This is a genomic window from Micromonospora sp. WMMD737, assembly GCF_049179055.1.
Taxonomy (GTDB): Bacteria; Actinomycetota; Actinomycetes; order Mycobacteriales; family Micromonosporaceae; genus Micromonospora; species Micromonospora reichwaldensis.
In genome coordinates this window covers 5,149,624-5,166,235 of record NZ_JBMHMH010000001.1, presented here as the reverse complement: position 1 = coordinate 5,166,235, position 16,612 = coordinate 5,149,624, and the positions used below count along the sequence as shown (strand labels likewise).

17 protein-coding genes are annotated in these 16,612 nt (G+C 72.6%); 3 read left to right on the top strand and 14 right to left on the bottom strand.

Annotated elements, in window-relative coordinates:
* Positions 1–19: 19 nt before the first annotated feature.
* The 9 genes from ACN27A_RS22800 to clpB all read right to left on the bottom strand — a co-directional run bounded on the left by ACN27A_RS22800 (position 20) and on the right by clpB (position 8,604).
* The gene (locus ACN27A_RS22800; protein WP_421456721.1) at positions 20–856 is read right to left on the bottom strand and encodes a hypothetical protein; all 837 of its coding nucleotides are present in this window, start codon (positions 854–856) and stop codon (positions 20–22) included.
* 106 nt (positions 857–962) lie between these two features.
* Complete coding sequence (locus ACN27A_RS22795) at positions 963–2,534, bottom strand: polyamine aminopropyltransferase (protein ID WP_421456719.1); 1,572 nt, start codon at positions 2,532–2,534, stop codon at positions 963–965.
* On the bottom strand, positions 2,531–3,364 hold the full coding sequence (locus tag ACN27A_RS22790) for a hypothetical protein (protein WP_421456717.1): 834 nt from the start codon (positions 3,362–3,364) through the stop codon (positions 2,531–2,533). The genes ACN27A_RS22795 and ACN27A_RS22790 overlap by 4 nt, the downstream gene beginning before the upstream one ends.
* Complete coding sequence (locus ACN27A_RS22785) at positions 3,364–3,786, bottom strand: DUF350 domain-containing protein (protein ID WP_101413564.1); 423 nt, start codon at positions 3,784–3,786, stop codon at positions 3,364–3,366. Before ACN27A_RS22785 ends, ACN27A_RS22790 begins: the two co-directional genes overlap by 1 nt.
* Positions 3,787–3,817: 31 nt before the next feature.
* Positions 3,818–4,243, bottom strand: a complete 426-nt coding sequence (locus ACN27A_RS22780; RefSeq protein WP_151457283.1) for a DUF4247 domain-containing protein — start codon at positions 4,241–4,243, stop codon at positions 3,818–3,820.
* Positions 4,240–4,746, bottom strand: a complete 507-nt coding sequence (locus ACN27A_RS22775; protein WP_421456715.1) for a DUF2617 family protein — start codon at positions 4,744–4,746, stop codon at positions 4,240–4,242. Before ACN27A_RS22775 ends, ACN27A_RS22780 begins: the two co-directional genes overlap by 4 nt.
* On the bottom strand, positions 4,746–5,372 hold the full coding sequence (locus ACN27A_RS22770; RefSeq protein WP_357580592.1) for a DUF4178 domain-containing protein: 627 nt from the start codon (positions 5,370–5,372) through the stop codon (positions 4,746–4,748). Before ACN27A_RS22770 ends, ACN27A_RS22775 begins: the two co-directional genes overlap by 1 nt.
* Before the next feature lie 138 nt (positions 5,373–5,510).
* Complete coding sequence (locus tag ACN27A_RS22765) at positions 5,511–5,936, bottom strand: hypothetical protein (protein ID WP_421456713.1); 426 nt, start codon at positions 5,934–5,936, stop codon at positions 5,511–5,513.
* Positions 5,937–6,012: 76 nt separating this feature from the next.
* Positions 6,013–8,604: an ATP-dependent chaperone ClpB gene (clpB, locus tag ACN27A_RS22760; protein WP_421456711.1), complete on the bottom strand. Its 2,592-nt coding sequence runs from the start codon at positions 8,602–8,604 to the stop codon at positions 6,013–6,015.
* Between the two features lie 246 nt (positions 8,605–8,850).
* On the opposite strand from clpB, the gene ACN27A_RS22755 reads away from it, so the two are divergent.
* The 3 genes from ACN27A_RS22755 (at position 8,851) to ACN27A_RS22745 (ending at position 11,174) form a co-directional block, all read left to right on the top strand.
* On the top strand, positions 8,851–9,351 hold the full coding sequence (locus ACN27A_RS22755; protein ID WP_121397280.1) for a cation:proton antiporter regulatory subunit: 501 nt from the start codon (positions 8,851–8,853) through the stop codon (positions 9,349–9,351).
* Between the two features lie 7 nt (positions 9,352–9,358).
* On the top strand, positions 9,359–10,564 hold the full coding sequence (locus ACN27A_RS22750; protein ID WP_421456709.1) for a cation:proton antiporter: 1,206 nt from the start codon (positions 9,359–9,361) through the stop codon (positions 10,562–10,564).
* A gap of 178 nt (positions 10,565–10,742) precedes the next feature.
* Entirely contained in the window at positions 10,743–11,174 is a 432-nt protein-coding gene (locus tag ACN27A_RS22745) for a hypothetical protein (RefSeq protein ID WP_132235242.1), read from the top strand.
* Between the two features lie 248 nt (positions 11,175–11,422).
* Here the strand turns inward: ACN27A_RS22745 and ACN27A_RS22740 are convergent, their stop codons facing one another.
* From ACN27A_RS22740 to dnaK, 5 genes are all read right to left on the bottom strand, one after another.
* Positions 11,423–11,632 (bottom strand): hypothetical protein, encoded by a 210-nt coding sequence (locus ACN27A_RS22740; RefSeq protein WP_421456707.1) that lies wholly within the window; start codon positions 11,630–11,632, stop codon positions 11,423–11,425.
* 543 nt (positions 11,633–12,175) lie between these two features.
* Entirely contained in the window at positions 12,176–12,616 is a 441-nt protein-coding gene (locus tag ACN27A_RS22735; RefSeq protein WP_121399143.1) for a heat shock protein transcriptional repressor HspR, read from the bottom strand.
* Positions 12,617–12,662: 46 nt separating this feature from the next.
* Entirely contained in the window at positions 12,663–13,856 is a 1,194-nt protein-coding gene (dnaJ, locus tag ACN27A_RS22730; protein ID WP_421456704.1) for a molecular chaperone DnaJ, read from the bottom strand.
* Positions 13,857–13,940: 84 nt separating this feature from the next.
* On the bottom strand, positions 13,941–14,669 hold the full coding sequence (grpE, locus tag ACN27A_RS22725) for a nucleotide exchange factor GrpE (RefSeq protein ID WP_421456702.1): 729 nt from the start codon (positions 14,667–14,669) through the stop codon (positions 13,941–13,943).
* 47 nt (positions 14,670–14,716) lie between these two features.
* Positions 14,717–16,597 carry a molecular chaperone DnaK gene (gene dnaK / locus ACN27A_RS22720; protein ID WP_421456700.1) on the bottom strand — a complete coding sequence of 627 codons (1,881 nt, stop codon included), beginning with the start codon at positions 16,595–16,597 and terminating at the stop codon, positions 14,717–14,719.
* Positions 16,598–16,612: the final 15 nt, after the last annotated feature.

Sequence of the window (16,612 nt, the reverse complement as noted above, 5' to 3'; positions counted from 1 at the left end):
CGTCGCTGTTATCGACCGGTCAACTCACCGGCGGCGGGGTCGGTCCGGGACGGTCCGAGCCGGGCTGCTCACCACCCGGGTTCGGCCCCGGCTGGTCCCCGCCGTACGGGGTGGACGGCGGCTGGTCGCCCGGGGCCGGCGGGTAGCCCGGCTGGTCGGACGCCTGCGGCTGGCCGGGCGTCGGCGGGTACCCCGGCGTGGGCGGGTAGCCGGGCTGGCCGGACTGCGGGTAGCCGGGCTGGCCACCGGACTGCGGGTAGGCCGCACCCGGGACCGGCGGCTCCCAGCCCTGCTTCGGCTTGCGGAAGAACTCGTTGGCCTTCGGCAGCGCCAGCAGGATCAGCGCGGCGAGCAGCGCGAGCAGCCCGAGCACGCTGAGCAGCGTGGTGACCGGGGTGAACCAGCCGGGCAGCGCCTCGTCGAGGCGGCGCTGGATCTCCTCCGGGCTCGGCGCGTCGCCGGTCGTCTGACCGGTGCCCATGCCGCCGCCCACTCCGCTGACCAGTCCGCCGCCCGTGCAGCAGACCATGATGCCGCCGATCACCCAGGTGGTGATCCGCGAGCCGTTGCTGCCCCGGTTGTTGAACACACCGAGCACGGCCAGCACGACCGCGAGCAGGAGCACGAAGACAGCGCCACCGATGGTGATCATCGTGGTGATGTCGGCCAGGTTCTGCGTGCCGTTGGCGTCGGTGCCCCGGTACGCCTCGTCGAGCACCTCCGAGATGGTGCCGACGGTGGAGAGCGTGATGATGAGGCCGATCAGCTGGGTGAGCGCGAACAGCCACAGCAGATACGTGGATATGGTCACCACACCCGGCCGGGTGCGGGCCGGCGTGTTGTGGGAATCGACCATGATTCTCCTTCCCTAGATCGCGGTCACACCGTATCCAGGTCGGGCCAGTCCGGCACGTCAGACGGGCATCGACCCGCCGTACGACGGGCGACGGGAGGGCGACGCCTCAGTAGCCGCGCCACTCCGCGCGGGCGTACTCCAGCACGTGGGGCTGGAGCAGGGTGGAGGCCGGCACGTCCACCCGGCTCCGGTCGGCGGGGAAGGACCCGGCGGCGGAGAGCGTCGCCGCGTCGAGGAAGCGCAGCGCGGGCGCGTCCGGCGGCAGGGCCAGGGTGGGCGCGGTCGGGCCGGGGGCCGCCAGCAGGAAACCCCAGTCGCCGAAGGACGGCACGTCCACGTGGTACGGCGTGGTGGCGAAGCCCGCCTCGCGCAGCGACGCCTCGATCGACCAGTACGACCGGGGCGCGAAGTACGGCGAGCCGGACTGCACCACCAGCCGCCCGCCCTCGGCGAGCACCGCCCGCACCAGCGCGTAGAACTCGACCGTGTAGAGCTTGGCGGTGGCCGTCTCGTCGGGGTCGGGCAGGTCCGCCACCACCGCGTCGAACCGGTCGGGGGCGGTACGCAGCCAGGCGAACGCGTCGGCGTGCACCACCCGCACCCGGGGGTCGTCGAGCGCCCCGCCGTTGAGCCGGCGCAGCTGCGGCTCGCTGCGGGCCAGCGCCACCACCGCCGGGTCCAGGTCCACCACCGTGATCCGCCGGACGTCCGGATAGCGCAGCAGCTCGCGTACGGCGAGACCGTCACCGGCGCCCAGCACCAGCACCTCGCCGCGCGGGCCGTTCAGCACCGGATGCACCAGCGCCTCGTGGTAGCGGTACTCGTCGACGGAGCTGAACTGGAGGTCGCCGTTGAGGAAGAGCCGCAGGTCGGTGCCGGAGCGGCCGGTCTCGGCGACCGAGCGGGTCAGCACGATCTCCTGGTAGCGGCTGCGCTCGGAGTGCACCACCGGATCCCGGTAGAGCTGCTGGCGGGCGGTCAGCTCGAAGTCGTGCGCGGTCACCCACGCGTACCCGAGGCTGAGGAAGACCACGACGCTGCCGGCGCCGAGCGCGACGCGCGACCGGCGGCTCAGCTCCCGCCGGAAGACCGTGCAGACGAGGGCGAGCCCCGCGACGGCGTTCACCGCGCCGACCACCAGCGCGCCCTTGAGCAGGCCGAAGACCGGCAGCAGCAGGAACGGGAAGGCCAGCCCGCCGAGCAGCGCGCCGACGTAGTCGGCGGCGAACAGGTCCGCCACCGCGCTGCCGGCCGCCTGCTCCCGGATGCGTTGCAGCAGCACCATCAGCAGCGGGATCTCCGCGCCGATCAGCAGGCCGAGCACGAAGGCGGTGGCGACCAGCGCCGGGCCATAGAGGTCCAGCCACGCGAAGGCCGCGTAGAGGCCGAGCACGGAGAGGCCACCGAGCAGGGCCAGGGCCAGCTCGATCGCAGCGAACGCGGGGGCGGACCGGGGCTGCAGGGGCTTGGCGGCGAGCGCGCCCACACCCATCGCGAACACCATCACGCCGAGCACGATCGACGCCTGACCGACCGTGTCCCCGATCAGGTAGCTGCCCAGGGCCACCAGGGCCAGCTCGTAGACCAGGCCGCAGGCGGCACAGACGAAGACCGCGACGAGCACCGCCGCGCGGGACAGCCGCCACCGCGCGGGCGGTGCCGGCGCGTCGACGGTCACCGGCCCTCCGGCGTACGCCTGGGGTCGCGCGCGGCGGCCTGCCGGGCGACCCTGAAGTCCCGCATCCCGGCCCCCGCCTGTGCCTGCCGCTGGGCCTCCTCGCGGCGCTGCCGGCCGCGCTGCCAGAAGCCGACGGCGAACAGCAGCGCGGTGAACAGCAGCAGGCCGGCGACGGCGAGCAGGTAGCCCCAGCGGTCCCGCCAGAGGTCGCTACCGGCGTCCGGCAGCGGTGGCGCGTCGACCGTCGCGGCCGCCGGGGTCGCAGCCGGCTCCACCAGGCCCGCCTCGGCGGCGAGCAACGGCAGCGAGACGGCGGCCCGGGTAACCGCCCAGCCGGGCTCGTCGACGAAGGCGTCCTCGGTCAGCCCGAGCCGTTCCAACCCGCTCTGCATCCGGTAGCGGGCGGTGGTGGAGACGTCGCTGGAGGTCTCCACGGTGATGCGGGCGAAGTCGTTGCTCTCGCTGCTCTCCGAGGTGTACGCGACCCGGGCGACCACCTGCACCCAGCGCGGGCAGGCCGGGTTCTCCTCGACCGCCACCCCGTCGCCGAGGTTCGACCCGACGCTCAGTTCCTTGTATCCGTAGTAGTCCTCGAGCACCCAGCCGTAGCAGATGCCCTGGCTGACGCTGGAGCGTTGCAGGATCGGCACGGTGTCGCCGCGTTCCTGCGAGGTCGGCGGCAGCACGTCGTTCCCGTCGCCGTTGTCGCCCACGCTGAAGCCCACGCAGGCCAGGACAATCACCCCGACGATCACCCAGACGATCCAGGTGCCCTTGGCCTCGTTCGCGCCCGCGGCGTTCCGCCGGCCGCTGGTCTTCGTTCCGGTCATCAGCTGATGGCGGCGGCGATGATCGCACCGGTGGCGAGGTGCACGACGGCGGAGACCCAGACCGCCGGGTGCGGCTGCTGGTCGACCAGGATCTCGCCGAGCTTGCCCGGCGTGGCGACGTCGAGCAGCACGAAGGCCGCCGCCATGATCACCAGGCCGAGGATCCCGTACGCGGACGCGCCGACGATGCCGAGCGCGAAGTCGTCGTCGCTGGCGGCGATCGCGGCGACCACGATGATGCCGACGCCGGCCAGGTTCGAGGCGAGCAGCAGCGCCGCGTTGCGGTTGCGCTCGGTCCAGATCAGCTGGTTGAGCTTGCCGGGGGTGGCGAGGTCCACCAGGACGTAGCCGATGCCCATCAGCAGGACGCCGACCGCCCCGTAGGCGAGGGTGACCAGCAGATCGGTGACGAGGGTCTGCACAGGAGGCTCCAGGGTGAGGGGTGTCGGTGCGTCACTTGCCGCTGCCGGGGCCGCCGCCCCGGACGGTGCTGCCACGGCCCCAGCCCCAGTGGGAGCCGACCGTGGAGTGGTAGCGGGGGTAGGCGGTGCTCATGCGCTCCAGCAGGATCACCGAGCCGGCGGCGATCGGCAGGATCACCACCGAGTCGTCGTCGTAGCGCAGGTAGACGCCGCTGCCGTCGACGTACTGGTCGGCCGGCTGCCACGCGTCGGTGACCTCCTTCGCCACCTGGCTCGGCGACCGGGGCGAGGTGTAGGCGACGGCGTTGCGGCCGATGTCCCGGCTCGCCGCCCGCTTGTACTTGTCCTCGACGTAGCCGCGCGGGGAGAAGCTGCCGTAGAAGATGGCGAAGGCGGCGACCAGGGCGCCGATGACGGCGAACGCCACCCCCACCACGAACCAGCGTCGGTACGTCATCGCAGTGCCACCACCGTCTCGGTCAGGACCAGCTCGTTGGTCTGGGGATACGCGTGCCAGGTGCGCCAGGCGAGGGTGCCGGCCGGCGGGTCGGGGCGGACCGCCAGCGCGGTCACCGCGTCCGCGTCGCCGGGGAACACGCCCACCAGCGCGTACGGGTCGTCGGCCAGGTCGGCGCGGAGGGCGGCGACCTGCTCGCTCAGCCCTGCGCCGGCGGGGCGCAGCACGGTCGCCGTGAAGTGGTAGCCGCTCGCCTCGTCCCGTACCGCAGCGGGCAGCTCGGGCGGGCGGCCGGGCAGGCAGGCGACCGTCTCGGTCAGCGCGGCGCCGGGCGCGTGCAGGACCACCTGGTGCGAGGCGCCGAGCAGCCGCAGCCGCAGCCGGACGCCGTCGGGCAGGTCGAGGTCGCGCACGTGCAGCGCGGGCCGCTCGACGTCGTCGAGCGCCAGGCTGAGGTCGGCGGCGCTGGTGTCGACGTACGGGGCGTCGAGGGTGACGAGCATCAGCCCACCTCGGACTGCGGATAGATCATCACGTCGCCGCGGTGCAGCAGCTCACCGAGCGCCACCTCCCAGCCCGCCTCGCCGTACGCCTCGAAGGAGAGCCGGGCGCCGCCCGGCGCCTGGTAGTCGTGGTACCGCATCGTGCCGGTCGGGTCGAGCCCGGTGTTGCCGACGGCGGTGAAGCGGGCCTGGCCGGACTCGTTCCAGTTGTAACGGCGGCCGGCGAAGTCGATGGTCGGGGCGCCGGGGGTCACGGTGGCGCCCTGCTCGGCTCCCCAGAGCACCAGTTCCAGCTCCGGGTCCTCCTCGACGGAGAGCCAGCGCCGCACGCCGCCGGCGTCGTCGAGCAGGTGCTCGGCCCAGCTCCAGCCGCCCTCGACCAGGCGGATCGAGCCGCGCACCGCGTACGACACGCCCCGGATCTCGACGATGTCGCCGGGCTTCAGCCGGCGCGGGTCACCGCGCAGCGCGTCGGCGTCCCGGTCCCGCAGCGGGTCACCCGGCCCCTTGGCCCGTTGTTGCGGGCGGGAACGCGTCCGGTTCCAGGCGACCGCAGCCACCACCAGGCCCGCCACTCCGACCAGACAGCCGACCGCCGCCAGCACGTACGCGAGCGTTCCGCTCAACCCGACCACCTCCCCAGGTACGTCGGCGCAGACGGTAACAACCCCGCGCACCTGGGGAAACTGCCTGGTCGGGGAGTGAGAGGCCGGTTACGCCACGTGCCCGGCGTCCGCCCTCCGCCGGGCCCGCTCCGGGAGGCTCTACGGCCCGTCGGGGCGGTCCGTGGCGTACTCGCGCAGGGTGGTGCGGCCCATGACGCAGCCCGTGAAGGTGCCGAACTCGGCCGGGTCGTCGCGCAACGCCGTCCAGGCGGCGCGCCCGGCGGTCGGGTCGACGCGCTCCAGCAGCGTGGCGGCGTAGACGCGCGCGGCCGGGGTGCCCTCGGCGAGCAGCCGGTCGAGCTGTCCACGCAGGTCCTCGGAGCCGTCGCCCAGCGCGGCCTCGACCCGCCGGTACGCCTCGGTCACCGGCAGCAGCGTCCCGGCGATCCCCACCCCACCGAACGCCACCGTCTCGGCCTGCCGCAGCTCGTCCAGCGCCGCCGCCACTTCCCGGTCGCGCTTCCTACCGAATCCCACCATGACCCACTCCTTCCCCGCCGCGCCCCGCTCGACTCCGTCGATCATGAGGTTGACGGCAGTGACGGAGATCGAAATCGCCGTCAACCTCATGATCGACTTGGGGTGGGTGGGGTGGGTGGGGTCAGGCGGGGGTTACCGTCAGGGATTCCTTGGTGTCCGCCAGGTCGACCCTGACGGTGTCGCCGTCGCGGATGTGGCCCGACAGGAGTGCCTTGGCGAGTTGGTCGCCGATGGCCGTCTGGACCAGGCGGCGCAGCGGGCGGGCGCCGTAGATCGGGTCGTACCCGTGCTCGGCGAGCCAGACCCGGGCCGGCTCGGTGATCTCCAGGCCGAGGCGTCGGTCGGCGAGACGCTTGCGCATCCGGTCGAGCTGAATGTCGACGATCGCCCGCAGGTCGTCCCCGAGCAGCGCGGCGAAGACCACGATGTCGTCGAGGCGGTTGAGGAACTCCGGCTTGAAGTGGGAGCGGACCACCGCCAGGACGCCCTCCCGGCGCTGCTCCTCGGCCAGCGTGAGGTCGCCGATCACCGACGAGCCCAGGTTGGAGGTGAGGATCAGGATCGCGTTGCGGAAGTCCACCGTACGGCCCTGCCCGTCGGTGAGCCGGCCGTCGTCGAGGACCTGGAGCAGGATGTCGAAGACGTCCGGGTGGGCCTTCTCGACCTCGTCCAGCAGGATCACCGAGTACGGCCGACGGCGCACCGCCTCGGTGAGCTGGCCGCCCTCCTCGTAGCCGACGTAGCCGGGCGGGGCGCCGACCAGCCGGGCGACGGAGTGCTTCTCGCCGTACTCGCTCATGTCGATGCGGACCATGGCCCGCTCGTCGTCGAAGAGGAACTCGGCGAGCGCCTTGGCCAGCTCGGTCTTGCCGACGCCGGTCGGGCCGAGGAAGAGGAAGCTGCCGGTCGGGCGGTCCGGGTCGGCGACGCCGGCCCGGGCGCGGCGGACCGCGTCGGAGACCGAGCCGACCGCCTCGGCCTGACCGATCACGCGGGTGCCGAGCGACTCCTCCATCCGCAGCAGCTTGGCGGTCTCGCCCTCCAGCAGCCGGCCGGCGGGGATGCCGGTCCAGGAGGCGACCACGGCGGCGATGTCGTCCGCGCCGACCTCCTCCTTGAGCATCGCGCCCTCGGCCTGGAGCCGGGCCAGTTCCTCCTCGGCCTGCTCCAGCTCGGCCTTGAGGGCGGGAATCCGGCCGTAGCGCAGCTCGGCGGCCCGCTCCAGCTCGCCGTCGCGCTCGGCCCGCTCGGCCTCGCCGCCGAGCCGCTCCAGCTCCTCCTTGGCCGTGGAGAGCTTGGTGATGTGGCTCTTCTCCAGCTGCCAGCGCTCCGACAGGACGGTGAGCTGCTCGCGCTTGTCGGCCAGCTCCTTGCGCAGCCGCTCCAGCCGCTCGGCGGAGGCGGCGTCCGGCTCCTTGGCCAGCGCCATCTCCTCGATCTCCAGCCGGCGCACCGCCCGCTCGATCTCGTCCACCTCGACGGGCCGGGAGTCGATCTCCATCCGGAGCCGGGACGCGGACTCGTCGACCAGGTCGATCGCCTTGTCCGGCAGGAACCGGTCGGTGATGTAGCGGTCCGACAGGGCGGCGGCGGCGACCAGGGCGGCGTCGGTGATCCGTACGCCGTGGTGCACCTCGTAGCGCTCCTTGAGCCCACGCAGGATGCCGATGGTGTCCTCGATCGTCGGCTCGCCGACCAGCACCGGCTGGAAGCGCCGCTCCAGGGCCGGGTCCTTCTCGATGTGCTCGCGGTACTCGTCAAGCGTGGTCGCGCCGACCATCCGCAGCTCACCGCGGGCCAGCATCGGCTTGAGCATGTTGCCGGCGTCCATCGAGCCCTCACCCTTGCCGGCGCCGACGACGGTGTGCAACTCGTCGAGGAAGGTGATGACCTGCCCGTCGGAGTTCTTGATCTCCTCCAGGACGGACTTCAGCCGCTCCTCGAACTGGCCGCGGTACTGCGCGCCGGCGACCATCGCGCCGAGGTCGAGCGAGACGAGCTTCTTGTTCCGCAGCGACTCGGGCACGTCGCCGGCGACGATCCGCTGGGCCAGGCCCTCCACGATGGCGGTCTTGCCGACGCCCGGCTCGCCGATGAGCACCGGGTTGTTCTTGGTACGCCGCGACAGCACCTGGATCACCCGGCGGATCTCCGAGTCCCGGCCGATGACCGGGTCGATCTTGCCGTCGCGGGCGCTGGCGGTCAGGTCCACCCCGTACTTGGCCAGGGCCTGGTAGGTCTGCTCGGGGTCGGCGCTGGTGACCCGCCGGTCCCCGCCGCGTACGGACGGGAAGGCGGCGACCAGCGTCTCCTCGGTGGCACCGGCCGACTTGAGCGCGTTCGACACCGCGCCGCCCACCCGGGCCAGGCCGGCGAGCAGGTGCTCGGTGGAGGTGTACTCGTCGCCGAGCGGCCGGGCGATCTGCTCGGCGGCCCCGATGGCGTTGACGAACTCCCGGGCCAGGGTCGGCTCGGCGATGCTGGAGCCCCGCGCGGCGGGCAGGGCGTCGACCGAGCGCTGGGCCGCCCGGCGCAGCTCGCCGGGGTCGGCCCCGACGGCGCGCAGCAGGCCGGCGGCGGTCGAGCCGTCGGTGTCCAGCAGTGACAGCAGCAGGTGCCAGGGCTCCACGGTGGCGTGGCCGCGCTGGTTCGCCAGCGCGACGGCACCGGTGATGGCCTCGCGGCTCTTGGTGGTGAGACGTTCCGTGTTCATGGGCTCCCCCGGGATCGGCGTGTCCACTGGAAAGGACACAACCAGAGTTGAGCCTATTCCGCTCAACCTTGGCCACGTGAGCTGACTCACACGGGTCCGCGCGAGGGCCGAACTCCGCGGCCGCGGGTCCGGCCTTCGGCGAGCCGAGCCGTCCGCGTGCGTGGCGGAGAAGCACTGACAGATCACTCAGCGACAGGCCACGTCCTGAGCGGATCCGCAGGTGACGGCGGGGAGTAGCCTGACCGCGTGCGCGTACGTGTCGAACAGACCGCCCTGCCTGGCATCGGGGTCCGTCACGATCTGCTGACGGAATCCGGCCGCCGCCTCGGCGTCGTCTCCCACCGCAATGGCCGCCGTGACCTCGTCCTGTACGACCCGGACGATCCCGACTCATGTCAGCACGACATTCCGCTGACCGACGACGAGGCGGAGGCGCTCGCCGACATCCTCGGGGCGTCCCTGATGCTGGGCCAGCTCTCCGGGCTGCGCGACCAGGCCGCCGGGCTGCTCACCGAGCAGATCGCCATTCCGGCCGGGTCGAAGTACGTCAACCGGAAGCTCGGCGACACGCAGGCACGCTCCCGTACGAGCGCCTCGATCGTCGCGGTGCTGCGCCACGGCGAGGTGATCGCCTCGCCGGACCCGTCCTTCCGCTTCGCGGCCGGTGACGTGGTGGTCGTCGTCGGGACCCGCAAGGGCCTCGACGGCGTGACAGCCATCCTCGCCGACAGCGACCCGGACGGCTGAGGCGCGGATGCACCACACGACAACACTGCTCATCGAAGTCGGCGCGCTGCTCTTCCTGCTCGGCCTGCTGGGCCGGCTGAGCCGCCGGATCGGCCTCTCGCCCATCCCCCTCTACCTGCTCGCGGGGCTCGCCTTCGGGCACGGCGGCCTGCTCCCGCTCAACGCCAGCGAGGAGTTCTTCGCGGTCGGCGCCGAGATCGGCGTGATCCTGCTGCTGGTGATGCTGGGCCTGGAATACTCGGCCAACGAGCTGGTCGGCAACCTGCGCTCGGCCGCCCCCGCCGGGCTGATCGACGGGCTGCTCAACGCGCTGCCCGGGGCGGCGTTCGCACTGCTGCTCGGCTGGGACTGGATCGCCGCCCTGGTGCTCGCAGGCATCACCTGGGTCTCGTCGTCGGGTGTCATCGCCAAGGTGCTCGCCGACCTCGGTCGCCTCGGTAACCGGGAGACGCCGGTGATCCTCTCGGTCCTGGTGATCGAGGACCTGGCCATGGCGCTCTACCTGCCCCTGCTGACGGCCGTGCTGGCGGGCACCGGCCTGCTCGGCGGCGGCATCGCGCTCGGCGTCGCGGTCGGCACCGTGCTCCTGGTGCTGGTGGTCGCCATCCGGTACGGCAACCTCATCTCCACCGCCATGTCGGCGAAGGACCCGGAGGCGCTGCTGCTCGGCGTACTCGGGATGACCCTGCTGGTGGCCGGCATCGCGGCGAAGCTCCAGGTGTCGGCGGCGGTCGGGGCGTTCCTGGTCGGCATCGCGCTCTCCGGGCCGGTGGCGCACAACGCCACGGAGTTGCTCACGCCGCTGCGGGACCTCTTCGCGGCGGTCTTCTTCGTCTTCTTCGGCCTGGTCACCGATCCCCGGGACATCCCGCCGGTGCTGCTGCCCGCGCTCGCGCTGGCCATCGTCACCATGGCGACGAAGACCCTCACCGGCTACCTGGCCGCCCGCCGCGTCGGCATCGCCGAACCCGGTCGATGGCGCGCCGGTCTGGCCCTCGTGCCACGGGGCGAGTTCTCCATCGTCATCGCGGGCCTCGCGGTGGCAGCCGGCAGCGTCGAGCCGAAACTGGCGGCGCTCGCGACGGCGTACGTGCTGATCACCGTGGTGACCGGGCCGATGCTGGCGCGGCTGCCCGACTTCGCGTGGTTCAAGCGCTGGCTGCGGCAGCGCGGCGCCGCGCAACGGGCCCAGCCGGCACCCGTGGCGGAGTGATCGACGTTGGCCGAGGGCCGACCCGACCGTACGGTCGGGTCGGCCCTCAGCCAACGGATGTCGAATTGCTCCGCGCGGGGTCTACCGCCGATCAGCGCTCCGGGTTACCGTTTCGCCCCAGCAGCCAGAGCTCGCGGGTGACCGACGTCCGCGCGGGCTCAGAGCGGAAGGTTGGCCGGTGAGCGTGCAGGAGTCGACGTTCCACGGCTTCGCCAACCCCGTCGACCCGACCCCCGCCGAGTTGCGGGCGTGGGCCTACCAGCCGGACTCCGTACCGCTGACCTCGATGCCGCCGGACTGGGACCTGCTGGTCTCCGGCGACCGGCTGGTGGCGGTGCTCTTCGGCCTGGCGATGGACCCGGCCTGCCCGGCACGCCGGTTCGCGCTGCACTGCCTCTACATCTACGCCGCCGACGGCATCCGGACGAACTTCCGCGCCCACCCGAAGCGGCGCTTCCGCAAGCTCGTGGAGCAGGCCGAGCGCGACGGCGACGACCTCATGCGCACCTGGGCGTACAACAGCCGGGTTCTGCTGGCCCGCCCGGAACTCTTCGTCTACCGGGACTGGTGCGAGGGCGGCCTGGTCCGGGAGAACCGCCGCATCGCCTGAGCAACGCAGGCACTCTCTGACGACGAACGGGCCGGGGCCCCCGCACGGAGCCCACGAGCGTCCCGGCCCGCACCCCCGACGACGAACGGGCCGGGGCCCCGCACGGGATCCACGAGCGTCCCGGCCCGCACCCCCGACGACGAACGGGCCAGGACCCCCGCACGGAGCCCACGAGCGTCCCGGCCCGCACCCCAATGACGAACGGGCCGGGACCCCCCGTGGGTCCCGGCCCGCACGTCGGCGGAACGTCAGTGCTCCGATCCGCCCCTTTCGCGGCGTCTCGCCTCGTCGCGTCCCTGCTCGGTGCCGTGGTCGGCCCGGTCGGCGAACGCGCCGTTCTTGACCTTGTCGGTGAAGCGGCCCTCGGTGACCCGGTCGAATCTCTCCCGGATGCTCTTCGCCACCTCGTCGAGCCGTTCCTCCGCCTGCTGGGCAACCTTCCGCGCGGCTTCCGTCATGGCTCCCCCTGCCATTGGAGTCCGGATTAAGCGGGTTGGACCTGATTCGCAGATTAACGGATCCGGTGCCTCCCCCGCTGGCGAACCGACGACCGCGACGAGTGGAACACCACGGGTGTCATCCAGGGGCGGAGACACCCATGGCGTTCCACCCGTGGCTCAGGCGGGGCGGTGTTCGGCGACACGGCGGACGCGACGCGCCAGAAAGGTCTGCCCCGCCAGCGACGCGAGTGGCAGCGGCAGCGGCAGCGGCAGCGACCGACGGCGGCGCACCCGGGGCCGGGGCCGGAAGGGTGCCGCGTTCGGGTGCGGCGGACCGGCGGGACCGGCAGTGGAGACCACGCCCACCGCCGGGCAGTCGAGCACGGACGGAAGGACGCCCGCACCTGGGCCGCGCGAGGGCCGCCGCAAACGACGATCGCAACCCAACCCACGCGAGGGCCGCCGCTCGCAGCAGAGAACGACCCGCCCAGGGCAGCCGAGTGGGAGCGGAAAGACGACCGCGCCCGGCCGTGGGAGAGCGGCCGGGCGCGGGAGGTGTCGTCAGCGCTCGGGGCCCCGGCGGGGACGCCAGACCACCAGCGCGGTGGAGGTGCGGTTGGTCGGCACGAGGTCGCTGCCGGGGAAGCGGGCCAGCGCCTCCAGTTCGGCGATCCGCCGGTACGCGGCGTCCAGCTCCGCCTCCAGCCGGGCCACCCGCTGCTGCGCCTGCTCCAGCAGCCGCTCCAGCCCGATGATCCGCTTGACCCCGGCCAGGTTGATCCCGTCGTCCTGGCTGAGCCGCTGCACCTCGCGCAGCAGCACCACGTCGCGGACGCTGTAGCGGCGCCCGCCGCCGGCGGCACGTCCCGGCTGGACCAGGCCCAACCGGTCGTACTGGCGCAGGGTCTGCGGGTGCATCCCCGCCATCCGCGCCGCCACCGAGATCATCAGCACCTTGGCCTCGTAGGCAGGGTCACCCGAGCCGACGAACTCGTCCGACATCCCGCTCACCTCCGCGTGCACTCCACCGAGCCGACTGAACACCGGGTCAACTGAATCGACGTACCCGCGCCTCGAGATGTTCCCGGGCGGCCGGCGGGGTCTGCGCGGCGAAGTCCTCCAACGCCGCCCGCGCCTCGTCGGACACCTTCGCGGGTACCACCACGTCCAGGGTCACCAGCAGGTCGCCCGCCTGACCGTCACGGCGGACCACCCCCTTGCCCCGCGCCCGCAGGATCCGGCCGCTCGGCGTGCCCGGTGGCACCCGCAGGGTCACCGTGCCGTCGAGGGTGGGCACCCGCAGGTCCGTGCCGAGCACGGCCTCCGCGAACGTGACCGGCACCGTCAGCGTGAGGTCGTCGCCGGTACGACCGAACAGTTCGTCCGGCCGCACCTTCACGTGTACGAAGAGGTCGCCCGCCGGGCCACCTCGCGCGCCGGGCTCGCCCCGCCCGGTCAGCCGGATCTTCTGGCCGTCCGCCACGCCGGCCGGGAAGCGGACGTTCAGCGTGCGGGTCTTGGTGACCCCGCCGGTGCCCTGGCACTCGGGGCACTTCTCGTCCACGACGGTGCCCACGCCCTGGCAGTTGCGGCACGGCTCGGAGAAGCTGAACGACCCCTGGTTGCGGTTGGTCACCCCGGCCCCGTGGCACACCGGGCAGGTGCGCGGCTGGGTGCCGGGCTTGGCCCCGTTGCCGTGGCAGGTGTCGCACACCCCGGGGGCGCGCAGCGTCAGCGGGAGCGTCACCCCGCGTACGGCGTCCTCGAAGTCGAGGGCCACCTCGGCCTCGACGTCCCGCCCCCGGGCCGGGCCACGGGCCGCCGCCCCGCCGGCGGGACCGCCGGCACCGCCCGAGAAGATCGAGCTGAACAGGTCCTGGAAGCCGGCCCCGCCGAAGCGGCGGTCACCGCCCCCGCCCGCGGCGCCTCCGAACAGGTCGGAGACGTCGAACGGCACGCCGCCGGGCTGGCCGGCGCCACGGGCCCCGCGCCGGAACGCCCCCGAGCCGAACAGCGACCGCAGCTCGTCGTACTCGCGCCGCTTGGCGTCGTCGCCGAGGACGGCGTACGCCTCGGAGGCGGCCTTGAAACGCTCCTCGGCCTTCGGGTCGCCGGGGTTGTGGTCCGGGTGCGAATCCCGGGCCAGTTTCCGGTACGCCTTCTTGACGTCGTCGGCGGTGGCGGCCTTGTCCACGCCCAGCACGGCGTAGAAGTCCTTCTCGATCCAGTCCTTGGAACTCACCGGTCCACCCCCTTCCCTAGCTGGGGACCGACCGTCCCGCCGGCCCTCTGCGGGCGGGCGGGACGGTCCGGTCGTCGTTCCGCACTACTCCGGGTCGGCGACCGCGACCATCGCGGGCCGCAACAGCCGCTCACCGACCTGGTAGCCCCGACGCATCACCTGTACGCAGGTGGGCTCGGTGACGTCGGCCGAGGTCTGGTGGGCGACCGCCTCGTGCCGGGTCGGGTCGAACGGGTCGCCCTGCTCGCCGAACGGGGTGAGCCCGAACTTGCCGAGCGCCGCGACGAGCTGGTCGGCCACGCTGCCGAACGGCCCGACCAGGTCGCCGTGCTCGCGGGCCCGGTCCAGGTCGTCGAGGATCGGCAGCAGCGCGGCGAGCACCGCGCCGGTCGCCTGCTCGGTGACCAGACCCTTGTCCCGGTCCACCCGCTTGCGGTAGTTGGCGTACTCCGCCGTCACCCGCTGGAGGTCCCGGGTCCGCTCGTCGAGGTCCTTGCGCAGCGCCTCGAGTTCGGCGCCGAGCGCGCTCGGGCCGCCGTCGACCGGCTGGGCCGGAGCGTCCACCACCGGCGGGCCGCTCACCTCGGTCGCCTCGACCTCGATCTCGTCGACGACGACCTCGGACTCCTCGACCAGCCCCTCGGCCGGGGCGTCCGAGCCGGCGTCGGCGGCAGCCGGCTCGGACGTCTCGCTGATCTTGCGGTTGTCACGGATGACGACCCGCGGCCCGTCGCCGGCCTGCTCGGCGGGCGCGGAGCCACCCGGCGTCGACCCGGTCGCACCCGGGTCGGCGGCTCGTGGCTTCTCCGTCATGGGGCTACCTCATCCCTCTGCCGTGGTTCCGTGTCCGGGACGAACCGTCACTTCTTGTCCTTGTCCTCGTCCACGATCTCCGCGTCGACCACGTCGTCCGCGCCGCCGGCGGGCCCACCGGCCTGCGTACCGCCGGTCGCCCCGGCGCCCGCGGCACCCGCCGCGCCCGGACCGGCCTCGCCCGGCTGCTCGCCCTGCTGGGCGTAGAGCAGCGAGCCGGCCTCCTGGGAGACCTGTGCCAGCCGCTCGTGGGCCGACTTGATCTTCTCGATGTCCTGGCCGCCGAGCGCGCCGCGCAGCTCGCCGAGCGCCTCGTTGATCTTGTCACGGGACTCCGCCGGCAGCTTGTCGCCGCTCTCGGCCAGGAACTTCTCGGTCTGCCACTGGAGCGCCTCGGCCAGGTTGCGGGTCTCGGCCTCCTCGCGGCGACGCTTGTCGTCCTCGGCGTGCTCCTCGGCGTCGCGGCGCATGCGCTCGATGTCGTCCTTCGGCAGCGAGGAGCCGCCGGTGATCGTCATCTTCTGTTCCTTGCCGGTGCCGAGGTCCTTGGCGTGGACGTTGACGATGCCGTTGGCGTCGATGTCGAAGGTGACCTCGATCTGCGGCACGCCACGCGGCGCCGGCGGGAGGCCGGTCAGCTCGAAGGTGCCGAGCTTCTTGTTGTAGGCCGCGATCTCCCGCTCACCCTGGAACACCTGGATCAGCACCGACGGCTGGTTGTCGTCCGCCGTGGTGAAGACCTCGGAGCGCTTGGTCGGGATGGTGGTGTTGCGCTCGATCAGCTTGGTGAAGATGCCGCCCTTGGTCTCGATGCCCAGGCTCAGCGGGGTCACGTCGAGCAGCAGGACGTCCTTGACCTCGCCCTTGAGCACGCCGGCCTGGAGGGCGGCGCCGACGGCGACGACCTCGTCCGGGTTGACGCCCTTGTTGGGCTCCTTGCCGGTGAGCTGCTTGACCAGGTCGGTCACGGCCGGCATCCGGGTCGAGCCGCCGACCATGATGACGTGCTCGACGTCGGAGACCTTGATGCCGGCGTCCTTCACGGCCTGCTCGAACGGGCCCTTGCAGCGGTCCAGCAGGTCCTGCGTCATCCGCTGGAACTCGGCCCGGCTGAGGGTCACGTCCAGGTGCAGCGGGCCCGCCGCGCCGGCCGTGATGTACGGCAGGTTGATGTTGGTGGTGGTGGCGGCGGACAGCTCGATCTTGGCCTTCTCGGCCGCCTCGCGGAGCCGCTGGAGGGCCATCTTGTCCTGGCCCAGGTCGATGCCGTGCTCGCCGCGGAAGGTTTTCACCAGGTGGTCGATGATCCGCTGGTCCCAGTCGTCGCCACCGAGGTTGTTGTCACCGCTGGTCGACTTGACCTCGACGACGCCCTCGGCCAGCTCGAGCAGCGACACGTCGAAGGTGCCGCCGCCGAGGTCGAAGACCAGGACGGTCTGCTCCTTGGAGCCCTTGTCCAGCCCGTACGCCAGGGCCGCCGCGGTCGGCTCGTTCACGATCCGCAGCACGTTGAAGCCGGCGATCTCGCCGGCCTCCTTGGTGGCCTGGCGCTGGCCGTCGTTGAAGTAGGCCGGGACGGTGATCACCGCGTCGGTGATCTGCTCGCCCAGGTACGCCTCGGCGTCCCGCTTGAGCTTCATCAGCGTGCGGGCCGAGATCTCCTGCGGGGTGTACTTCTTGCCGTCGATGTCGACGGACCAGTTGGTGCCGATCTCCCGCTTGACCGAGCGGATGGTCCGGTCCGGGTTCGTCACCGCCTGGCGCTTGGCGACCTCACCGACGAGCACCTCGCCGTTGCGGGCGAACGCGACGATCGACGGGGTCGTCCGCGAGCCCTCAGCGTTGGCGATGACGGTGGGCTCACCGCCCTCCAGAACGCTGACGCAGGAGTTCGTCGTGCCGAGGTCGATACCGACCGCACGTGCCATCTTCGCTTCCTCGCT